General features: G+C 65.7%; 27 protein-coding genes. 1 reads left to right on the top strand and 26 read right to left on the bottom strand.

What is annotated here, in order from left to right; all coding sequences use genetic code 11:
* Positions 1 to 204 precede the first annotated feature (204 nt).
* Positions 205 to 1779: an AMP-binding protein gene (locus AX744_RS10930; RefSeq protein WP_061016854.1), complete on the top strand. Its 1575-nt coding sequence runs from the start codon at positions 205 to 207 to the stop codon at positions 1777 to 1779.
* Between the two features lie 69 nt (positions 1780 to 1848).
* Here AX744_RS10930 and rplQ read toward each other — a convergent pair whose 3' ends face one another.
* The 26 genes from rplQ to rplB all read right to left on the bottom strand — a co-directional run bounded on the left by rplQ (position 1849) and on the right by rplB (position 16363).
* Entirely contained in the window at positions 1849 to 2397 is a 549-nt protein-coding gene (gene rplQ, locus AX744_RS10925) for a 50S ribosomal protein L17 (protein WP_061016852.1), read from the bottom strand.
* Positions 2398 to 2430: 33 nt separating this feature from the next.
* Positions 2431 to 3420, bottom strand: coding sequence for a DNA-directed RNA polymerase subunit alpha (locus AX744_RS10920; protein ID WP_021201111.1), 990 nt, complete (start codon positions 3418 to 3420; stop codon positions 2431 to 2433).
* A gap of 134 nt (positions 3421 to 3554) precedes the next feature.
* The gene (gene rpsK, locus AX744_RS10915) at positions 3555 to 3953 is read right to left on the bottom strand and encodes a 30S ribosomal protein S11 (RefSeq protein ID WP_017829189.1); all 399 of its coding nucleotides are present in this window, start codon (positions 3951 to 3953) and stop codon (positions 3555 to 3557) included.
* Positions 3954 to 3984: 31 nt separating this feature from the next.
* Positions 3985 to 4359, bottom strand: a complete 375-nt coding sequence (gene rpsM, locus AX744_RS10910) for a 30S ribosomal protein S13 (protein ID WP_017201568.1) — start codon at positions 4357 to 4359, stop codon at positions 3985 to 3987.
* A gap of 178 nt (positions 4360 to 4537) precedes the next feature.
* Positions 4538 to 4654: a 50S ribosomal protein L36 gene (gene rpmJ, locus AX744_RS10905; RefSeq protein ID WP_005050492.1), complete on the bottom strand. Its 117-nt coding sequence runs from the start codon at positions 4652 to 4654 to the stop codon at positions 4538 to 4540.
* Between the two features lie 64 nt (positions 4655 to 4718).
* Positions 4719 to 4940 carry a translation initiation factor IF-1 gene (gene infA / locus AX744_RS10900; RefSeq protein WP_017201569.1) on the bottom strand — a complete coding sequence of 74 codons (222 nt, stop codon included), beginning with the start codon at positions 4938 to 4940 and terminating at the stop codon, positions 4719 to 4721.
* A 165-nt stretch (positions 4941 to 5105) separates the two neighbouring features.
* Positions 5106 to 5774 carry a DsbA family protein gene (locus AX744_RS10895; RefSeq protein ID WP_046747824.1) on the bottom strand — a complete coding sequence of 223 codons (669 nt, stop codon included), beginning with the start codon at positions 5772 to 5774 and terminating at the stop codon, positions 5106 to 5108.
* A complete protein-coding gene (gene map, locus AX744_RS10890; protein ID WP_058632585.1) occupies positions 5774 to 6625 on the bottom strand; it encodes a type I methionyl aminopeptidase in 852 nt (283 codons plus the stop codon). Before map ends, AX744_RS10895 begins: the two co-directional genes overlap by 1 nt.
* Position 6626: 1 nt before the next feature.
* Entirely contained in the window at positions 6627 to 7232 is a 606-nt protein-coding gene (locus tag AX744_RS10885) for an adenylate kinase (RefSeq protein ID WP_058632584.1), read from the bottom strand.
* Positions 7229 to 8551, bottom strand: a complete 1323-nt coding sequence (gene secY, locus AX744_RS10880) for a preprotein translocase subunit SecY (protein WP_046747821.1) — start codon at positions 8549 to 8551, stop codon at positions 7229 to 7231. Before secY ends, AX744_RS10885 begins: the two co-directional genes overlap by 4 nt.
* 183 nt (positions 8552 to 8734) lie before the next feature.
* Complete coding sequence (gene rplO / locus AX744_RS10875; protein WP_061016850.1) at positions 8735 to 9370, bottom strand: 50S ribosomal protein L15; 636 nt, start codon at positions 9368 to 9370, stop codon at positions 8735 to 8737.
* Complete coding sequence (rpmD, locus tag AX744_RS10870) at positions 9370 to 9555, bottom strand: 50S ribosomal protein L30 (protein ID WP_017201575.1); 186 nt, start codon at positions 9553 to 9555, stop codon at positions 9370 to 9372. Before rpmD ends, rplO begins: the two co-directional genes overlap by 1 nt.
* Positions 9555 to 10235: a 30S ribosomal protein S5 gene (rpsE, locus tag AX744_RS10865; RefSeq protein ID WP_269430495.1), complete on the bottom strand. Its 681-nt coding sequence runs from the start codon at positions 10233 to 10235 to the stop codon at positions 9555 to 9557. Before rpsE ends, rpmD begins: the two co-directional genes overlap by 1 nt.
* A 20-nt stretch (positions 10236 to 10255) precedes the next feature.
* Positions 10256 to 10615 carry a 50S ribosomal protein L18 gene (gene rplR, locus AX744_RS10860; protein WP_017201578.1) on the bottom strand — a complete coding sequence of 120 codons (360 nt, stop codon included), beginning with the start codon at positions 10613 to 10615 and terminating at the stop codon, positions 10256 to 10258.
* A gap of 2 nt (positions 10616 to 10617) precedes the next feature.
* The gene (gene rplF, locus AX744_RS10855) at positions 10618 to 11154 is read right to left on the bottom strand and encodes a 50S ribosomal protein L6 (RefSeq protein ID WP_017829197.1); all 537 of its coding nucleotides are present in this window, start codon (positions 11152 to 11154) and stop codon (positions 10618 to 10620) included.
* 6 nt (positions 11155 to 11160) lie between these two features.
* On the bottom strand, positions 11161 to 11559 hold the full coding sequence (gene rpsH / locus AX744_RS10850) for a 30S ribosomal protein S8 (protein ID WP_021201117.1): 399 nt from the start codon (positions 11557 to 11559) through the stop codon (positions 11161 to 11163).
* 132 nt (positions 11560 to 11691) lie between these two features.
* The gene (gene rplE / locus AX744_RS10845; protein ID WP_045264645.1) at positions 11692 to 12282 is read right to left on the bottom strand and encodes a 50S ribosomal protein L5; all 591 of its coding nucleotides are present in this window, start codon (positions 12280 to 12282) and stop codon (positions 11692 to 11694) included.
* Positions 12282 to 12641: a 50S ribosomal protein L24 gene (gene rplX, locus AX744_RS10840; protein ID WP_045264644.1), complete on the bottom strand. Its 360-nt coding sequence runs from the start codon at positions 12639 to 12641 to the stop codon at positions 12282 to 12284. The genes rplE and rplX overlap by 1 nt, the downstream gene beginning before the upstream one ends.
* 2 nt (positions 12642 to 12643) lie before the next feature.
* Positions 12644 to 13012, bottom strand: a complete 369-nt coding sequence (gene rplN, locus AX744_RS10835) for a 50S ribosomal protein L14 (RefSeq protein ID WP_017201583.1) — start codon at positions 13010 to 13012, stop codon at positions 12644 to 12646.
* Complete coding sequence (gene rpsQ, locus AX744_RS21265; RefSeq protein ID WP_017829201.1) at positions 13009 to 13341, bottom strand: 30S ribosomal protein S17; 333 nt, start codon at positions 13339 to 13341, stop codon at positions 13009 to 13011. Before rpsQ ends, rplN begins: the two co-directional genes overlap by 4 nt.
* Entirely contained in the window at positions 13341 to 13658 is a 318-nt protein-coding gene (gene rpmC / locus AX744_RS21260; protein WP_017829202.1) for a 50S ribosomal protein L29, read from the bottom strand. The genes rpsQ and rpmC overlap by 1 nt, the downstream gene beginning before the upstream one ends.
* Complete coding sequence (gene rplP, locus AX744_RS10820) at positions 13658 to 14077, bottom strand: 50S ribosomal protein L16 (RefSeq protein ID WP_017829203.1); 420 nt, start codon at positions 14075 to 14077, stop codon at positions 13658 to 13660. The genes rpmC and rplP overlap by 1 nt, the downstream gene beginning before the upstream one ends.
* On the bottom strand, positions 14077 to 14832 hold the full coding sequence (gene rpsC / locus AX744_RS10815; RefSeq protein WP_017201587.1) for a 30S ribosomal protein S3: 756 nt from the start codon (positions 14830 to 14832) through the stop codon (positions 14077 to 14079). Before rpsC ends, rplP begins: the two co-directional genes overlap by 1 nt.
* Positions 14832 to 15230, bottom strand: coding sequence for a 50S ribosomal protein L22 (gene rplV / locus AX744_RS10810; RefSeq protein ID WP_045264641.1), 399 nt, complete (start codon positions 15228 to 15230; stop codon positions 14832 to 14834). Before rplV ends, rpsC begins: the two co-directional genes overlap by 1 nt.
* Entirely contained in the window at positions 15230 to 15511 is a 282-nt protein-coding gene (gene rpsS, locus AX744_RS10805; RefSeq protein WP_017829205.1) for a 30S ribosomal protein S19, read from the bottom strand. The genes rplV and rpsS overlap by 1 nt, the downstream gene beginning before the upstream one ends.
* A 12-nt stretch (positions 15512 to 15523) precedes the next feature.
* Positions 15524 to 16363: a 50S ribosomal protein L2 gene (rplB, locus tag AX744_RS10800; RefSeq protein ID WP_017201590.1), complete on the bottom strand. Its 840-nt coding sequence runs from the start codon at positions 16361 to 16363 to the stop codon at positions 15524 to 15526.
* Between the last annotated feature and the right edge of the window lie 18 nt (positions 16364 to 16381).

The following is a 16381-nucleotide window of genomic DNA, read 5'->3' as shown; positions in this document are numbered from 1 at the left end:
CCGCCGCTACCTCGAGCATCTCGCCGCGTCCGGCAGTGCGACGCGCTCCCTCGACTACTCGACCAAGGGCCGCCCGAGCACCCGGTATCGCGCCGCCGTCTGACTCTCAGACGTACGCGACTCCCCTGGGACGCAGTGCCATTGTGTGCGACACTGGATCGCATCCGACGACGTCGTCAGCCTGCCCGGATCGAAGGAGATCTCATGGTTCGCAGTACCTATCCCGATGTGGAGATCCCCGAGGTCTCCATCCACCAGTTCCTCTTCGGCGACCTCACCGACGCCGAACTCGACACCGTCGCGCTCGTCGACGGCGTGAGCGGCGCGACCACGACCTATCGTCAACTCGTCGGGCAGATCGATCTGTTCGCCGGCGCTCTCGCGGCGCGTGGGGTGGGAGTCGGCACGACGGTCGGGGTGCTCTGCCCCAACGTCCCCGCCTTCGCGACCGTGTTCCACGGCATCCTCCGCGCGGGGGCGACGGCCACCACGATCAACTCCCTCTACACGGCGGAGGAGATCGCGAATCAGCTCACAGATGCCGGCGCGACCTGGCTCGTGACGGTCTCCCCGCTCCTCCCCGGAGCTCAGGCCGCTGCCGAGAAGCTCGGCTTCGATGCCGATCATGTGATCGTGCTCGACGGCGCGGACGGACACCCATCGCTCGCTGCGCTCCTCGGCGAAGGGCACCCGGCACCGGCTGTGTCCTTCGACCGGTCCACCCACCTCGCCGTGCTCCCCTACTCCTCGGGAACGACCGGACGCCCGAAGGGCGTGATGCTCACGCACCGCAACCTGGTCGCGAACGTGTCGCAGTGCGGCCCGGTGCTCGGCGTCGATGCGAGCGACCGGGTGCTCGCCGTCCTGCCCTTCTTCCACATCTACGGCATGACGGTGCTGCTGAACTTCGCGCTGCGACAGCGCGCCGGACTCGTCACGATGCCGAAGTTCGACCTTCCCGAGTTCCTGCGCATCATCGCCGAGCACCGCACCACGTGGGTGTTCGTCGCTCCCCCGATCGCGGTCGCCCTTGCGAAGCACCCGATCATCGACCAGTACGACCTCTCCTCTGTGAAGGTCGTCTTCTCCGGCGCCGCCCCTCTCGACGGAGCGCTGGCCTCGGCGGTGGCCAACCGGCTGGGCTGCATCGTCACCCAGGGCTACGGCATGACCGAGACCAGTCCCGCGGTGAACCTCACCTCCGAGACACGCACCGACATCGACCGCTCGAGCATCGGTCCCCTCGTTCCGAACACGGAAGCACGCCTCGTCGACCCCGAGTCGGGCGAGGACGTCACGGTGCCCGAGTCGGGAACGAGCGAGCCCGGTGAGCTGTGGGTGCGCGGCCCCCAGGTGATGGTCGGGTACCTCAATCGCCCGGATGCCACGGCGGAGATGCTCGACGCCGATGGTTGGTTGCACACCGGCGATGTGGCGACTGTCACGCACGACGGCATCTACCGGATCGTCGACCGGCTCAAGGAGCTCATCAAGTACAAGGGCTATCAGGTGGCACCCGCCGTGCTGGAAGCCGTGCTGCTCGAGCACCCCGCCATCGCCGATGCGGCCGTCATCGGTGCCTTCGATGAAGACGGGCAGGAGGTGCCGAAGGCGTTCGTCGTCCGTCAGCCGAGCGCCGACCTCGATGCAGAATCGGTCATGGCGCACGTGGCCGCACACGTGGCACCGCACGAGAAAGTCCGGCAAGTGGAGTTCATCGATGTGATCCCCAAATCGAGCTCGGGGAAGATCCTGCGCAAGGATCTGCGCGCGCGCTGACGACGTCGCCCGGAACACGAAGAAGCCCGCCACCCCGAAAGGGCGGCGGGCTTCTTCGTGAGCGAGTGCTTACTCGGACTTCTTCTCGACAGCGTCCTCGGCAGCAGCCTCAGCGGCTTCGCCTTCGGCCTGCGACTCGGCGCCGGCCTCGACGGTCTCGTCGGCGGGAGCCTCCTCAGCGGGAGCCTCCTCGACGACCTCAGCCGGCTTCTCGGCCTTCGGAGCAGCAGCCTTCTTGGTCGACTTCGCCTTCGGGGTGACGGGCTCGAGGACGAGCTCGATCACGGCCATCGGAGCGTTGTCGCCCTTGCGGTTGCCGACCTTCGTGATGCGGGTGTAGCCACCCTCACGGTCCGCGACGAGCGGCGCGATCTCGGAGAACAGGACGTGCACGACTTCCTTGTCACCGATGACCGAGAGCACGCGACGACGCGCGTGCAGGTCGCCACGCTTGGCGAACGTGATCAGTCGCTCGGCGAGCGGACGAAGGCGCTTCGCCTTGGTCTCGGTCGTCTTGATCGACTTGTGGGTGTAGAGCGCCGCCGCGAGGTTGGCAAGCATCAGGCGCTCGTGGGCGGGGCCGCCTCCGAGGCGGGGACCCTTAGTGGGCTTGGGCATAATCGTCTAACTCCTGGTCAGAAAGGTCGGGTATCAGAAGGACTCGTCTTCGCTGCCGCCGTAGAAGTGGGCGCCGTCGAAACCGGGCACCGAATCCTTGAGCGACAGACCGAGCGAGATGAGCTTGTCGCGCACCTCGTCGACCGACTTCTGGCCGAAATTGCGGATGTTCATGAGCTGCGTCTCCGACAGGGCGACGAGCTCGGAAACGGTGTTGATGCCCTCACGCTTCAGGCAGTTGTACGAGCGGACCGACAGGTCGAGGTCCTCGATCGGCATCGACAGCTCGCTGGAGTTCACTGCCTCCACCGGCGCCGGGCCGATCTCGATGCCCTCGGCCTCGACGTTCAGCTCGCGGGCGAGACCGAACAGCTCGGTGAGCGTCTTCGCAGCCGAAGCGACGGCGTCGCGGGGGCTGATCGCCGACTTGGTCTCGACATCCAGGACGAGCTTGTCGAAGTCGGTGCGCTCCCCGGCACGGGTCGCGTCGACGCGGTAGCTGACCTTGAGGACCGGCGAGTAGATCGAGTCGATCGGGATCTGACCGGCCTCGGCGTACTCGTTGCGGTTCTGCGTCGCCGAGACGTAGCCACGGCCACGCTCGATGGTGAGCTCGAGCTCGAACTTCGCGGTGTCGTTCAACGTCGCGATGACGAGCTCGGGGTTCTGCACCTCGACACCGGCCGGAGCCGAGATGTCAGCGGCGGTGACTTCGCCCGCACCGGTCTTGCGCAGGTACGCGGTGATGGGCTCATCGCGCTCCGACGAGACGACGAGCTGCTTGATGTTGAGGATGATCTCGGTGACATCCTCCTTCACGCCGGGGATGGTGCTGAACTCGTGCAGCACGCCGTCGATGCGAACGCTGGTGACAGCAGCACCGGGGATCGACGACAGCAGGCTGCGGCGCAGCGCGTTGCCGATCGTGTAACCGAAGCCGGGCTCCAGAGGCTCGATGATGAACCGGCTACGGTTCTCGACGATCTTTTCCTCGGTCAGTGTGGGACGCTGTGCAATAAGCACTCTGTGTTCCTTTCGATCACATGCCCGCTATATGACATGTGGTGGGGTGAGGTTTTGAGTTGTGGAAGTCGATGCCCGCACGCGGGCGTCGAGCCGCTCAGACCGCGAAGGGACCGAGCGGCTCGACACGCGAATCAGACGCGGCGACGCTTCGGCGGACGGCAGCCGTTGTGTGCCTGCGGGGTGACGTCCTGGATCGAGCCGACCTCGAGGCCTGCGGCCTGGAGCGAGCGGATCGCGGTCTCGCGGCCGGAGCCCGGACCCTTCACGAGGACGTCGACCTTCTTGACGCCGTGCTCCGCAGCCTGACGGGCAGCGGACTCGGCAGCCATGCCGGCGGCGTACGGGGTCGACTTGCGGGAGCCCTTGAAGCCCACGCCACCCGACGATGCCCAGGCGATGACGGCGCCGGACGGGTCGGTGATCGAGACGATCGTGTTGTTGAACGTCGACTTGATGTGGGCCTGGCCCAGCGCGATGTTCTTCTTTTCCTTGCGGCGCGGCTTGCGCGCGGCGGCCTTGGGTGCAGCCATGAAAGTGTTCTCCTAGTCCCTGGGGCCGCGCTTAGCGGGCCTTCTTCTTGCCTGCGACGGTGCGCTTCGGGCCCTTGCGGGTACGGGCGTTGGTCTTGGTGCGCTGACCACGGACCGGGAGACCACGACGGTGGCGGATGCCCTCGTAGGAGCCGATCTCGACCTTGCGGCGGATGTCTGCTGCAACCTCGCGGCGCAGGTCACCCTCCACCTTGTAGTTGCCTTCGATGTGGTCGCGGAGGGCGATCAGCTGGTCGTCGCTGAGGTCCTTCACGCGGATGCTCTCGTCGATGTCCGTCGCCTTGAGGATCTCGACCGAGCGGGTACGGCCGACGCCGTAGATGTAGGTAAGGGCGATCACCACGCGCTTGTCGCGCGGGATGTCAACGCCGGCAAGACGTGCCATGCGGTTCTCCTGGGTGTTGTGGAGGTGTGGAACAGGATCGGTGCCCGGGCCTCCGCCCCGAGGTGTCCCCCGCATGCGCGGGTTCTGATCCTGCCGTTGTGTATTCAGTTGTGAGATGTGCGTGAGCGATACCGCACAGCGCGGGCCCGTCGATCAGACCGGCGGGCCCGCCAGGGACTCAGCCCTGGCGCTGCTTGTGACGCGGGTTGCTCTTGCAGATCACCATGACGCGGCCGTGACGGCGGATCACCTTGCAGTGATCGCAGATGGGCTTGACGCTGGGGTTGACCTTCATGATGTTTCCTGTTCGCTGTCTTCGTACCGCCCCCGGCAGGGGCAGGCCGTTACTTCTCGACCGATCAGCGGTAGCGGTAGACGATACGGCCGCGGGTGAGGTCGTAGGGGCTGAGCTCCACGACCACGCGGTCCTCGGGGATGATGCGGATGTAGTTCTGCCGCATCTTGCCGGAGATCGTTGCAAGGACCTTGTGTCCGTTGCTGAGCTCAACGCGGAACATCGCGTTGGGCAGAGCCTCGGAGATCACGCCCTCGATCTCGATGACACCGTCTTTCTTAGCCATAGCCTCGCTGACGCTTCTGCAGATCGGTCGATCTGCGGTGGGTGATGGGATTGCGGTACTGCGCCGACGGACACGCCGAATCAAGGCACAAAGCACCAAAGATCTATGTTAGACGCTCCGGAGCCATCCGGCAACTCGACCGCGCGCGGCGGACGAGCAGCGGGCTCAGCTGATCAGGTCGGTGAACTTCTTGAGGTCGGCCTGGTCCTGCAGGTTGAGGCGCGTTCCGTTGATCTCGACCGTCGGCGTTCCCGCGATCTCGTGCGACTTCGCCTGGGCTGCCCCGAACTTGCGGTACGTCTCATCGGTGATGCACGACACGGCGTCGTCTGCGCCGACCTGCGTCGCGAAGCCCGCGAGCTGGTCGTTGGTGAGACCCGAGGTGTTCTCCGCGGGCTGGTTCTCGAACAGCGTCTTGGCGAAGTCGAGGTACAGCTCCGGGTTCGACTCGGCGACGCACACCGCGGCACCGGCCGAGCGCGACGAGTACTCGGTCCCCTGCGAGAACCGGTCGAGGATCGCGATGGGGTGGTACTCGAGGGTGATACGACCGTCGGCGGCCGCAGCCTCCAGCTGTCCACCGAACTGGTCCTCGAAGGTCTTGCAGACCGGGCACTGGAAATCGACGAACACCGCGATCGTGTCTTCGCCGTCCCCGAACGAGATCGCCCCGGTCTCGGAGTTGAACGTGTCGTTGGCCTTGGGCGTCGCACCGGGCGCGGTGGCCTGGTTGTTGAGGAACACCACGAGACCGCCGATCGCCACCAGCACCACGACGACGGCGATCGAGACGCCGATCGCGAACCAGTTGGTGTTGCTCTTCGCCGCTGCCATTACTTTCCGATCTCTCGAGGCTCTACCCCGAACGGGGCGAGTCCGGCTCTTCCTCCATCGGGCGCGGTGAGCACCCAGATACCCCCATCATGCAGGGCGACGCTATGTTCCCAATGGGAGCCGTCCGTACCGTCCACCGTCGTGACGGTCCAGTCGTCCTCCTCGATGAAGGTCGCATCTCCGCCGGCGGTGACCATGGGCTCGATCGCGAGCACCAGACCGGGCTTCACGTCTTCGCCACGATCGGGCGTGCGGTAGTTGAAGACGCTGGGGGCCTCGTGCATCTTGCGCCCGATGCCGTGACCCACGTACTCGCGCAGGATGCCGTAGGGCTCGCCCGAGACCGCTGAGGGCCCCTGAGCCTCGATGTAGTCCTGGATGGCCGCGCCGATCTCGTCGATGGACGAGACCGAGGCCATGGCGGCGATCCCGGCCCACATCGACCCCTCGGTGACGCGGGAGAGCTCTTCGCGCTGGGCGACGAGCTCCGGGCGCTCCGGGTCGGGCACGACGACCGTGATGGCGCTGTCGCCGTTCCACCCGCGGAACTGCGCACCGCAGTCGACCGACACGATGTCTCCCGGCTGGAGCACCCGCTCCCCCGGGATCCCGTGCACGACCTGCTCGTTCACCGAGATGCAGGTCGTGTGGTGGTAGCCGCGCACCAGCTGGAAATTCGACTCGGCGCCGCGGGCGAGGATGGTGCGGTTCGCCACGGTGTCGAGTTCGAGGGTGGTGACCCCGGCCTTGATCAGCGGGCGGACGGCGTCCAGTGCCGCTGCCGTGATCAGCCCGGGCTCCACCATGGCCCGCAACTGAGCCGGGGTCTTGTAGATCGACCGGCGGAACATCTCAGGAGGTGGAGACCGCGGGACGCAGGCCGCGCGCGGCCAGAGCCTGTGCGATGCGCTCGGTGATCTCGTCGAGCGAGCCGACGCCGTCGATGCGGTCGACGATGCCCTTGGCGCCGTAGACCTCAAGGATCGGGGCGGTCTCGTTCTCGTAGATGTCGAGACGGTGACCGATGGCCTCGGGGGTGTCGTCGGAGCGTCCCTGCTCGGTCGCACGGAGCGTCAGACGCTCCAGGCTCTCCTCGCGGGGCACGTCGAGGAGGATGACGGCGTCGAGAGCCTCACCCCGTTCGGAGAGGAACGACTCGAGGTGGTCGACCTGTGCGGTGTTGCGCGGGTAGCCGTCGAGGAGGAAACCCTGCGCTGCGTCCTCCTGCGACAGACGGTCGCGCACGATCTCGCTGGTCAGCTCATCCGGAACGAGGTCACCCTTGTCGAGGATCGCCGTGACCTGCTGGCCGAGCGGCGTTCCCTCCTTGATGTTCGCGCGGAAGATGTCGCCGGTCGACACGACCGGGATGCCGTAGGACTCGGCGATCCGCACGCCCTGCGTGCCTTTGCCCGAGCCCTGCGGGCCGACGATGAGAAGACGTGCGGAAGCTGTCATCGGAGGAGCCCTTCGTAGTGTCGCTGCTGCAGCTGCGCATCGATCTGCTTGACCGTCTCGAGACCCACACCGACGATGATGAGGATCGAGGCGCCGCCGAACGGGAAGTTCTGGTTGGCGCCGACGGTGGCCAGGGCGATGAGCGGGATGAGCGCGATCAGACCGAGGTAGAGGGAGCCGGGGAGCGTGATGCGGGTGAGCACGTAGTCGAGGTACTCGGCCGTCGGACGCCCCGCACGGATGCCGGGGATGAACCCGCCGTACTTCTTCATGTTGTCGGCGACCTCGACCGGGTTGAAGGTGATCGCCACGTAGAAGTAGGTAAACCCGATGATCAGCAGGAAGTACGCCGCCATGTACACGGGGCTGTTGCCGGTCGTGAAGTTCGTCGTGATCCAGGTCACCCAGGCCGCCGGAGTAGATCCGTCCTGCGGGGTGTTGAACTGCGCGATGAGGGCCGGGATGTACAGCAGCGACGAGGCGAAGATCACGGGGATCACACCCGCCATGTTCACCTTGATCGGGATGTAGGTGTTCGTGCCGCCGTAGGTGCGTCGACCGACCATGCGCTTGGCGTACTGCACGGGGATCCGTCGCTGGGATTGCTCGACGAACACGACGAGCCCCATCACGATGATCCCGACCAGCAGCACAAGCAGGAAGACCTCGAAGCCCTTGGTCTGCCAGATCAGACCCATGGCGCCGGGGAACGTCGCGGCGATCGAGGTGAAGATGAGCAGCGACATGCCGTTGCCGATGCCCCGCTCGGTGACGAGCTCTGCGAACCACATGATCAGACCGGTACCGGCCGTCATCGCCATGATGATGAGCAGCTGCGCCCACCACACGTCGTTCGTCAGAAGCTGCTGGCAGGCCGCGAGGTCGGTGGTTCCGAAGAGCTGGCCGCTGCGCGCCACCGTGACGAGGGTCGTCGACTGCAGCAGCGCGAGGGCGATCGTGAGGTAACGCGTGTACTGCGTCAGACGGGCCTGACCGGCCTGTCCTTCCTTGTGCAGCGCCTCGAAGTGCGGGATGACCACGCGCAGGAGCTGCGTGATGATCGTCGCGGTGATGTACGGCATGACACCGAGCGCGAAGATCGACAGCTGCAGCAGTGCACCACCGGAGAACAGGTTGACCAGCCCGAGCAGCCCATCGGTGCCGGCGTTGGCGGCGAGGCACTCCTCGACGTTCGGGAAGTCCACGAACGGAGCCGGGACGTTGGAGCCGAGTCGGTAGATCGCGACGATGGCGAGAGTGAAACCGATCTTCCGCCGCAGGTCTGGGGTGCGGAAGATCCGCGCGATGGCGCTAAACAAGGACGTTCCTCCTGAAAAGGTTGCCGATTCCCGAAGGACGGCTGAAAGACCAGGGTAACGCAAACCGGGCTTCCCGGAATTCGCCACCGATACCAGGCCCGCCGGATGCGGCCCCAGAGCAAGGTCTCGGAGTGTGAAACCACAAGAGGGGCCGGAGAATCTCCGGCCCCTCTTGCTGTGCGGTTACTTGACGGATCCGCCAGCCGCGACGATCTTCTGCTCGGCAGAACCCGAGACCTTGTCGACCGAAACGGTGAGCTTCACGGCGATGTCGCCGTTTCCGAGAACCTTGACCTTCTCGTTCTTGCGAACGGCACCCTTGGCGACCAGGTCGCCGACGGTGACGTCGCCACCCTTCGGGTACAGCTCCGCGAGCTTCTCCAGGTTCACGACCTGGTACTCCACGCGGAACGGGTTCTTGAACCCGCGCAGCTTCGGGGTGCGCATGTGCAGCGGCATCTGCCCACCCTCGAAGCCGACGCGAACGGTGTTGCGCGCCTTGGTGCCCTTGGTTCCACGACCAGCGGTCTTACCCTTGGAACCCTCACCACGGCCGACGCGAGTCTTGGCGGTGTTGGATCCGGGGACCGGACGCAGGTGGTGCACCTTCAGCACGCCGGGGCGGGATGCCGGAGCATCCTTCGCCGGCGTCGCCTTCTTGGCGGCAGGCTTCTTGGCAGCGCCCTCAGCCTTCGCGTCGGCGGCAGCGGTCTTGGCCGGAGCCTTCTTCGCAGCCGGCTTCTTCTCGGCGGCAGCCTTGGGAGCCGCAGCCTTCTTCGGGGCCTTCTCAGCCTCGACGGCCTCGTTCTTCTCGGCCATTAGTCGATCTCCTCAACCTTGACGAGGTGGGCGACGGTCTTGACGTAACCACGCGTCTGCGCGTCGTCGGGGCGGACGGTGGTGTCACCGATCCGCTTCAGACCGAGGCTGCGCAGCGTGTCGCGCTGGTTCTGCTTCTCGCTCACCTTGGACTTGATCTGCGTGACCTTCAGTCGCGCGGCCATCAGGCACCTACCTTCTGTGCGGCGATGGCGTCTGCCTCGGCGCGCACGAGACGCGCAGGGGCAACCTGGTCGAACTCGAGGCCACGACGTGCGGCGACCGCACGAGGCTCCTCGAGCTGCTTCAGGGCGGTGACCGTCGCGTGCACGATGTTGATCGTGTTCGACGAGCCGAGCGACTTCGACAGCACGTCGTGGATACCGGCGCACTCGAGCACGGCGCGGACCGGACCACCGGCGATGACACCGGTACCGGCGGCAGCCGGGCGGAGCAGGACCACACCGGCGGCCGCCTCACCCTGCACGGGGTGCGGGATGGTGCTGCCGACGCGCGGAACGCGGAAGAAGTTGCGCTTGGCCTCTTCGACACCCTTCGAGATCGCCAGAGGGACCTCGCGGGCCTTGCCGTAGCCGACACCGACCAGACCGTTGCCGTCACCGACGACCACGAGGGCGGTGAAGCTGAAGCGACGACCACCCTTCACGACCTTCGAGACGCGGTTGATGGTGACGACGCGCTCCAGGAACTGGTTGTCGCCGCGGTCACGGGAGTTGCGGTCACGACCGCCACCCTGGTTGCGGTCGCCACGGCCGCCGCGGCGGCCGTCACGCGAGTCGCGAGCCGGCTCGGCCTGCGTGGTGCCGGCAGCCGTCTCGGAAGTGGCAGCAGCCGCTTCGGTCACTTCGTTCTCCTTGTTGTCACTCACAGTGCCAGACCCCCCTCGCGGGCGCCGTCGGCGATGGCGGCGACACGACCGGCGTAGCGGTTGCCGCCACGGTCGAACACTGCCTCGGAAACGCCGGCAGCCTTCGCACGCTCGGCGAGGAGCTCGCCGACCTTGCGGGCCTTGGCGGTCTTGTCACCCTCGAGCGAGCGCAGGTCGGTCTCGAGCGTCGAAGCCGACGCAACGGTGTGACCCTTGCTGTCGTCGACCAGCTGCACGAAGACGTGGCGGGCCGAGCGGTTGACGACGAGACGCGGACGCGCCTCGGTGCCGACGACCTTCTTGCGAAGGCGGGCGTGACGACGCGCGCGGGCGTCAGACTTTGACTTGAGAGCCATGGTTACTTACCACTCTTTCCGGCCTTGCGACGCACGTTCTCGCCGGCGTAGCGCACACCCTTGCCCTTGTACGGCTCGGGCTTGCGGATCTTGCGGATGTTGGCAGCTGCCTCGCCGACAGCCTGCTTGTCGATCCCGCTGACGGTGAGCTTCGTGGTGCCCTCGACCGTGAGCGTGATGCCGGCGGGCGGGTCGATCAGGACCGGGTGCGAGAAGCCGAGGGCGAACTCGACCGAGCTGCCCTTCTGCTGCACGCGGTAACCGGTACCGACGACCTCGAGACCCTTGGTGTAGCCCTGGGTCACGCCGATGATGTTGTTGTTGATGAGCGTGCGGGTCAGGCCGTGAAGCGACCGCGACTCGCGCTCGTCGTCGGGACGGGAGACCAGAACCTGGTTCTCCTCGACCGCGACCTCGATGGGGCTGGCCACCGTGAGGGTGAGCTCACCCTTGGGGCCCTTCACCGCGACCTCACGGCCGTCGACCGAAACGGTCACGCCCGCAGGAACGTCGATGGGAAGTCGTCCAATACGCGACATTTCGAATTACCACACGTAGGCGAGAACTTCTCCGCCCACGCCCTTCTGCTCTGCCTGACGGTCGGTGAGAAGACCGGAGGAGGTGGACAGGATCGCCACGCCAAGGCCGCCGAGGACCGTGGGGAGCTCGGTCGACTTCGCGTAAACGCGGAGACCGGGCTTCGAGACGCGCTTGATGCCAGCGATGGAGCGCTCACGGTTGGGACCGTACTTCAGCGTCAGCGTGAGGTTCTGTCCGACGCGGGCGTCAGAGGTCTCCCAGCCGGCGATGTAGCCCTCCTGCTGGAGGATCTGAGCGATGTGCGTCTTGAGCTTGCTCGACGGCAGGGTCACGGAATCGTGGTGCGCCGAGTTCGCGTTGCGCAGACGGGTCAGCAGATCTGCGACCGGGTCTGTCATTGTCATTGTTGTTTTCCTTTGTTCATGAGGTTCCGGCTGCCGTTACACGACAGACGGCCTGCGATGACACGCAATCTTCAATTGTACGTGCACATCGACGGGCTCAGTGACACGAGACCACTGAGCCCGTCGAGGGTGTTACGCCTGTGCGTCTTCCGAGCGGAACGGGAAGCCGAGGTGGCGGAGCAGTGCCCGGCCCTCGTCATCCGTCTTCGCGGTGGTGACGACGGTGATGTCGAAACCGCGAACCCGGTCGATCTTGTCCTGATCGATCTCGTGGAACACGCTCTGCTCCTGGAGACCGAAGGTGTAGTTGCCGTTGCCGTCGAACTGCTTGCCCGAGAGACCGCGGAAGTCGCGGATACGGGGCAGTGCGAGCGAGACGAGGCGATCCACGAACTCCCACGCGCGGTCACCACGGAGGGTGACGTGCGCGCCGATGGCCTGTCCCTCGCGCAGCTTGAACTGCGCGATGGACTTGCGAGCCTTCGTGACGATCGGCTTCTGGCCGGTGATCTTGGTGAGATCGTCGACCGCGCCATCGATCACCTTGCTGTCGCGAGCTGCCTCGCCGACACCGGTGTTCACGACGACCTTGACCAGTCCGGGGATCTGCATGACGTTCGCGTAGCCGAACTCTTCCTGCAGAGCCTTCTTGATCTCGGTGTTGTACTTCTGCTTCAGGCGCGGCTGGATCTTGCCAGCCGGCGCGGCAGTGTCGGTGCTCATCAGAGGTCCTTACCGCTCTTCTTCGCGTAGCGCACACGGACGGTGCGCTTCACGCCGTCCTTCGTCTGCTCCTCGACCCGGTGGCCGACCTTGGTCGGCTTCTTGGTCGAGGGGTCGACGAGTGCGACGTTCGAGATGTGGATGGAGGCTTCGACGGTCTCGATGCCTCCGGTCTTGGTGCCACGCTGCGTCTGGCCGACGCGCGTGTGCTTGGTGACGTAGTTCACGCCTTCGACGATCACGCGGTTCTTGTCGGCGAGGACATCCAGGACCTTGCCCTGCTTGCCACGGTCGCCGCCACGCTCCTGCGTGGCACCGGTGATGACCTGAACCAGGTCACCCTTCTTGATCTTCGCCATGATTAGATGACCTCCGGCGCCAGCGAGACGATTTTCATGAACTTCTTGTCGCGAAGCTCACGACCGACCGGCCCGAAGATACGGGTGCCGCGGGGCTCCCCGTCGTTCTTCAGGATCACTGCGGCGTTCTCGTCGAACTTGATGTAGGAGCCGTCCGGACGACGGACCTCCTTCTTGGTGCGGACGATGACCGCCTTGACGACGTCGCCCTTCTTGACGTTTCCACCGGGGATCGCGTCCTTGACGGTCGCGACGATGGTGTCGCCGAGGCCCGCGTAACGGCGCTTCGAGCCACCGAGAACGCGGATGGTGAGCAGCTCCTTGGCGCCGGTGTTGTCGGCGACCTTGAGTCGGGATTCCTGCTGGATCACTTGGCCTTCTCCAGAATCTCCACCAGACGCCAGCGCTTCGTGGCGCTCAGCGGGCGGGTCTCGTTGATCAGGACCAGGTCGCCGATGCCGGCGGAGTTCGCCTCATCGTGCGCCTTGACCTTCGAGGTGCGGCGGATGACCTTGCCGTAAAGCGGGTGCTTCACGCGGTCCTCGACCTCGACCACGATGGTCTTGTCCATCTTGTCGCTGACGACGTAGCCGCGGCGTGCCTTGCGGTAACCGCGGGCAGCGGCGTCGCGGACGTCGTGCTCGGACGACTCGTGTCCTGCGGCCTGCGTCTCCACAGTCGCTTCCTTCTTGGTGGCCATCACTCAGCCTCTTCCTTCACGGCGTCGTCGGCGGAGTCCGCCTTCTTCGCCTTCGACTTGGTCGCCTTCTTCGCCGGAGCCTCGACCGGAGCGGGCGTCGCACGGATGCCCAGCTCGCGTTCGCGGATCACGGTGTAGAGGCGCGCGATGTCGCGCTTGACGGCGCGGATGCGGCCGTGGCTCTCCAGCTGGCCGGTGGCCGACTGGAAACGGAGGTTGAACAGCTCCTCCTTGGCCTTGCGCAGCTCCTCCACGAGGCGCTGGTCTTCGAATGTGTCGAGCTCTGCCGGGGCGAGCTCCTTGGTGCCGATCGCCATTACGCGTCGCCCTCCTCGCGCTTGATGATGCGTGCCTTGAGCGGCAGCTTGTGAATTGCACGGGTCAGAGCTTCGCGAGCGAGCTCCTCGTCGACACCCGCGACCTCGAAGAGGACACGGCCCGGCTTGACGTTGGCGACCCACCACTCGGGGGAACCCTTACCGGAACCCATGCGGGTTTCGGCCGGCTTCTTCGTGAGCGGACGGTCGGGGTAGATGTTGATCCACACCTTTCCACCACGCTTGATGTGACGGGTCATCGCGATACGAGCGGACTCGATCTGACGGTTCGTCACGTAAGCGGGCGTGAGGGCCTGGATACCGTACTCGCCGAAGGAGACCTTCGTGCCGCCGGTGGCCTGACCCGAGCGACCCGGGTGGTGCTGCTTGCGGAACTTGACCTTACGGGGGATGAGCATTATGCCGACGCTCCTTCTGCGACAGGTGCCTCGTTGCGCGGGGCACGGCGGCGGTCGCCACCACGGTCGTCACGACGAGCCTTGGGTGCGTTGGCCTGCTCGCGAGCGAGCTCCTTCGCGGTCAGGTCGCCCTTGTAGATCCAGACCTTCACGCCGATGCGGCCGAAGGTGGTCTTCGCCTCGTAGAAGCCGTAGTCGATGTTCGCGCGCAGCGTGTGCAGCGGCACACGACCCTCACGGTAGAACTCCGAACGGCTCATCTCGGCGCCGCCGAGGCGGCCGGAGACCTGGATGCGGATGCCCTTGGCGCCGGCGCGCTGAGCGCCCTGCAGACCCTTGCGCATCGCACGACGGAACGCCACACGAGCAGAGAGCTGCTCGGCGATGCCCTGTGCGACGAGCTGTGCATCGGCCTCGGGGTTCTTGACCTCGAGGATGTTCAGCTGGATCTGCTTGCCCGAGAGCTTCTCGAGGTCGCCGCGGATGCGCTCGGCCTCGGCTCCACGACGACCGATCACGATGCCCGGACGGGCGGTGTGGATGTCGACGCGGACGCGGTCACGGGTGCGCTCGATCTCGATGTTCGAGACACCGGCGCGGTCGAGCTGCGTCTTGAGCAGGTTACGGATCTTGATGTCTTCGGCGACGTAGTCGGCGTAGCGCTGACCCGGCTTCGTCGAGTCAGAGAACCAACGCGAGACGTGGTCCGTCGTGATGCCGAGACGGAAGCCGTACGGGTTTACCTTCTGTCCCATTACTTGCTCGCCTTCTTGTTGCTGTCGCCCGCGGCGGCCGGAGCCACCTCAGGCGTCGAGAGCACGACCGTGATGTGGCTCGTGCGCTTCTTGATCTGGAAAGCGCGACCCTGTGCACGGGGCTGGAAACGCTTGAGCGTGGTGCCCTCGTCGACGTACGCGTTGGCCACGTACAGGTCCTTCTCGTCGAGGAACTCGCCGTCGCGATCTGCCTTCACCTGCGCGTTGGCCATGGCCGACGCGACGAGCTTGTAGATCGGCTCACTGGCGGACTGCTGAGCGAACTTCAGGATCGCCAGAGCCTCCTGGGCCTGCTTGCCCTTGATGAGCGCGACGACACGACGAGCCTTCTGAGGGGTCACGCGAATGTGCTTCACGCGTGCGATCGATTCGACCATTAGCGGCGCCGCCCCTTCTTGTCGTCCTTCTCGTGGCCGCGGAAGGTGCGGGTGGGCGCGAATTCGCCCAGCTTGTGACCGACCATGGTCTCGGACACGAACACAGGGATGTGCTTGCGTCCGTCGTGGACCGCGATCGTGTGACCCAGCATGGCCGGGATGATCATGGACCGACGGGACCAGGTCTTGATGACGTTCTTGGTGCCGGCTTCGTTCTGCACGACCACCTTGCGAAGCAGGTGATCGTCGACGAAGGGGCCCTTCTTAAGACTGCGAGGCATCTTCTCTTACTCCTACTTACGCTTCTTGCCGGCGTTACGACGACGCACGATGTACTTGTCGCTTTCCTTGTTGGCGTGACGGGTACGACCCTCAGCCTGGCCCCAGGGGGAGACGGGGTGACGACCACCAGAGGTCTTACCCTCACCACCACCGTGCGGGTGGTCGACCGGGTTCATCGCGACACCACGCACGGTCGGGCGGACGCCCTTCCAGCGCATGCGGCCGGCCTTGCCCCAGTTGATGTTCGACTGCTCGGCGTTGCCGACCTCGCCGATGGTCGCGCGGCAGCGCGCATCGACGTTGCGGATCTCGCCCGAGGGCAGACGCAGCTGGGCGTAGGGGCCGTCCTTGGCGACGAGACGGACGGACGCGCCGGCCGAACGTGCCATCTTCGCGCCGCCGCCGGGGCGGAGCTCGATCGCGTGGATCACGGTACCCGTGGGGATGTTCTTCAGCGGGAGGTTGTTACCCGGCTTGATGTCAGCCCCGGCACCCGACTCGACGATGTCGCCCTGCTTCAGCTTCGCCGGAGCGAGGATGTAGCGCTTCTCACCGTCGAAGTAGTGCAGCAGCGCGATGCGCGCGGTGCGGTTGGGGTCGTACTCGATGTGAGCGACCTTGGCGTTGACGCCGTCCTTGTCGTTACGACGGAAGTCGATGACGCGGTACTGGCGCTTGTGGCCACCACCGATGTGACGGGTCGTGATGCGGCCCTGGTTGTTGCGACCACCGGTCTTCGAGAGCGGGCGCAGCAGCGACTTCTCCGGCGTCGATCGAGTGATCTCGGCGAAGTCAGCCACCGACGAGCCGCGACGGCCCGGGGTCGTGGGCTTGTACTTGCGAATAGCCATTATTGTCCTTATCCCCCG

Origin of the sequence: Microbacterium sp. CCH5-D1 (assembly GCF_001557335.1) — a bacterium.
Lineage (GTDB): Bacteria > Actinomycetota > Actinomycetes > Actinomycetales > Microbacteriaceae > Microbacterium > Microbacterium oxydans.
The sequence above is the reverse complement of the archived record's forward strand: the minus strand, read 5'-3'. Positions and strand labels throughout refer to the sequence as shown.

Excerpts from the sequence above, each read along its gene's own strand:
- rpsC (WP_017201587.1), bottom strand. The coding sequence starts at position 14,832 with ATGGGACAGAAGGTAAACCCGTACGGCTTCCGTCTCGGCATCACGACG.
- map (WP_058632585.1), bottom strand. The coding sequence starts at position 6,625 with ATGTTCCGCCGGTCGATCTACAAGACCCCGGCTCAGTTGCGGGCCATG.
- rpsK (WP_017829189.1), bottom strand. The coding sequence starts at position 3,953 with ATGGCTGCACCCAAGGCCGCCGCGCGCAAGCCGCGCCGCAAGGAAAAG.
- rplR (WP_017201578.1), bottom strand. The coding sequence starts at position 10,615 with ATGGCTCTCAAGTCAAAGTCTGACGCCCGCGCGCGTCGTCACGCCCGC.
- rplF (WP_017829197.1), bottom strand. The coding sequence starts at position 11,154 with ATGTCGCGTATTGGACGACTTCCCATCGACGTTCCTGCGGGCGTGACC.
- infA (WP_017201569.1), bottom strand. The coding sequence starts at position 4,940 with ATGGCTAAGAAAGACGGTGTCATCGAGATCGAGGGCGTGATCTCCGAG.
- rplB (WP_017201590.1), bottom strand. The coding sequence starts at position 16,363 with ATGGCTATTCGCAAGTACAAGCCCACGACCCCGGGCCGTCGCGGCTCG.
- rpmD (WP_017201575.1), bottom strand. The coding sequence starts at position 9,555 with ATGGCCGCGCGACTGAAGGTCACGCAGATCAAGTCCAAGGTGAGCGAG.
- AX744_RS10895 (WP_046747824.1), bottom strand. The coding sequence starts at position 5,774 with ATGGCAGCGGCGAAGAGCAACACCAACTGGTTCGCGATCGGCGTCTCG.
- AX744_RS10930 (WP_061016854.1), top strand. The coding sequence starts at position 205 with ATGGTTCGCAGTACCTATCCCGATGTGGAGATCCCCGAGGTCTCCATC.
- rplX (WP_045264644.1), bottom strand. The coding sequence starts at position 12,641 with ATGGCGAAGATCAAGAAGGGTGACCTGGTTCAGGTCATCACCGGTGCC.
- AX744_RS10885 (WP_058632584.1), bottom strand. The coding sequence starts at position 7,232 with ATGACAGCTTCCGCACGTCTTCTCATCGTCGGCCCGCAGGGCTCGGGC.
- rpmJ (WP_005050492.1), bottom strand. The coding sequence starts at position 4,654 with ATGAAGGTCAACCCCAGCGTCAAGCCCATCTGCGATCACTGCAAGGTG.
- rplE (WP_045264645.1), bottom strand. The coding sequence starts at position 12,282 with ATGAGCACCGACACTGCCGCGCCGGCTGGCAAGATCCAGCCGCGCCTG.
- rplO (WP_061016850.1), bottom strand. The coding sequence starts at position 9,370 with ATGGCCGAGAAGAACGAGGCCGTCGAGGCTGAGAAGGCCCCGAAGAAG.
- rpsM (WP_017201568.1), bottom strand. The coding sequence starts at position 4,359 with ATGGCACGTCTTGCCGGCGTTGACATCCCGCGCGACAAGCGCGTGGTG.
- rpsH (WP_021201117.1), bottom strand. The coding sequence starts at position 11,559 with ATGACAATGACAGACCCGGTCGCAGATCTGCTGACCCGTCTGCGCAAC.
- rpmC (WP_017829202.1), bottom strand. The coding sequence starts at position 13,658 with ATGGCGATCGGCACCAAGGAGCTCGCCCCGGCAGAGCTCGACACATTC.
- rpsS (WP_017829205.1), bottom strand. The coding sequence starts at position 15,511 with ATGCCTCGCAGTCTTAAGAAGGGCCCCTTCGTCGACGATCACCTGCTT.
- rplP (WP_017829203.1), bottom strand. The coding sequence starts at position 14,077 with ATGCTCATCCCCCGTAAGGTCAAGTTCCGCAAGCAGCACCACCCGGGT.
- rplQ (WP_061016852.1), bottom strand. The coding sequence starts at position 2,397 with ATGCCCAAGCCCACTAAGGGTCCCCGCCTCGGAGGCGGCCCCGCCCAC.
- rpsQ (WP_017829201.1), bottom strand. The coding sequence starts at position 13,341 with ATGGCCACCAAGAAGGAAGCGACTGTGGAGACGCAGGCCGCAGGACAC.
- rplV (WP_045264641.1), bottom strand. The coding sequence starts at position 15,230 with ATGGTCGAATCGATCGCACGCGTGAAGCACATTCGCGTGACCCCTCAG.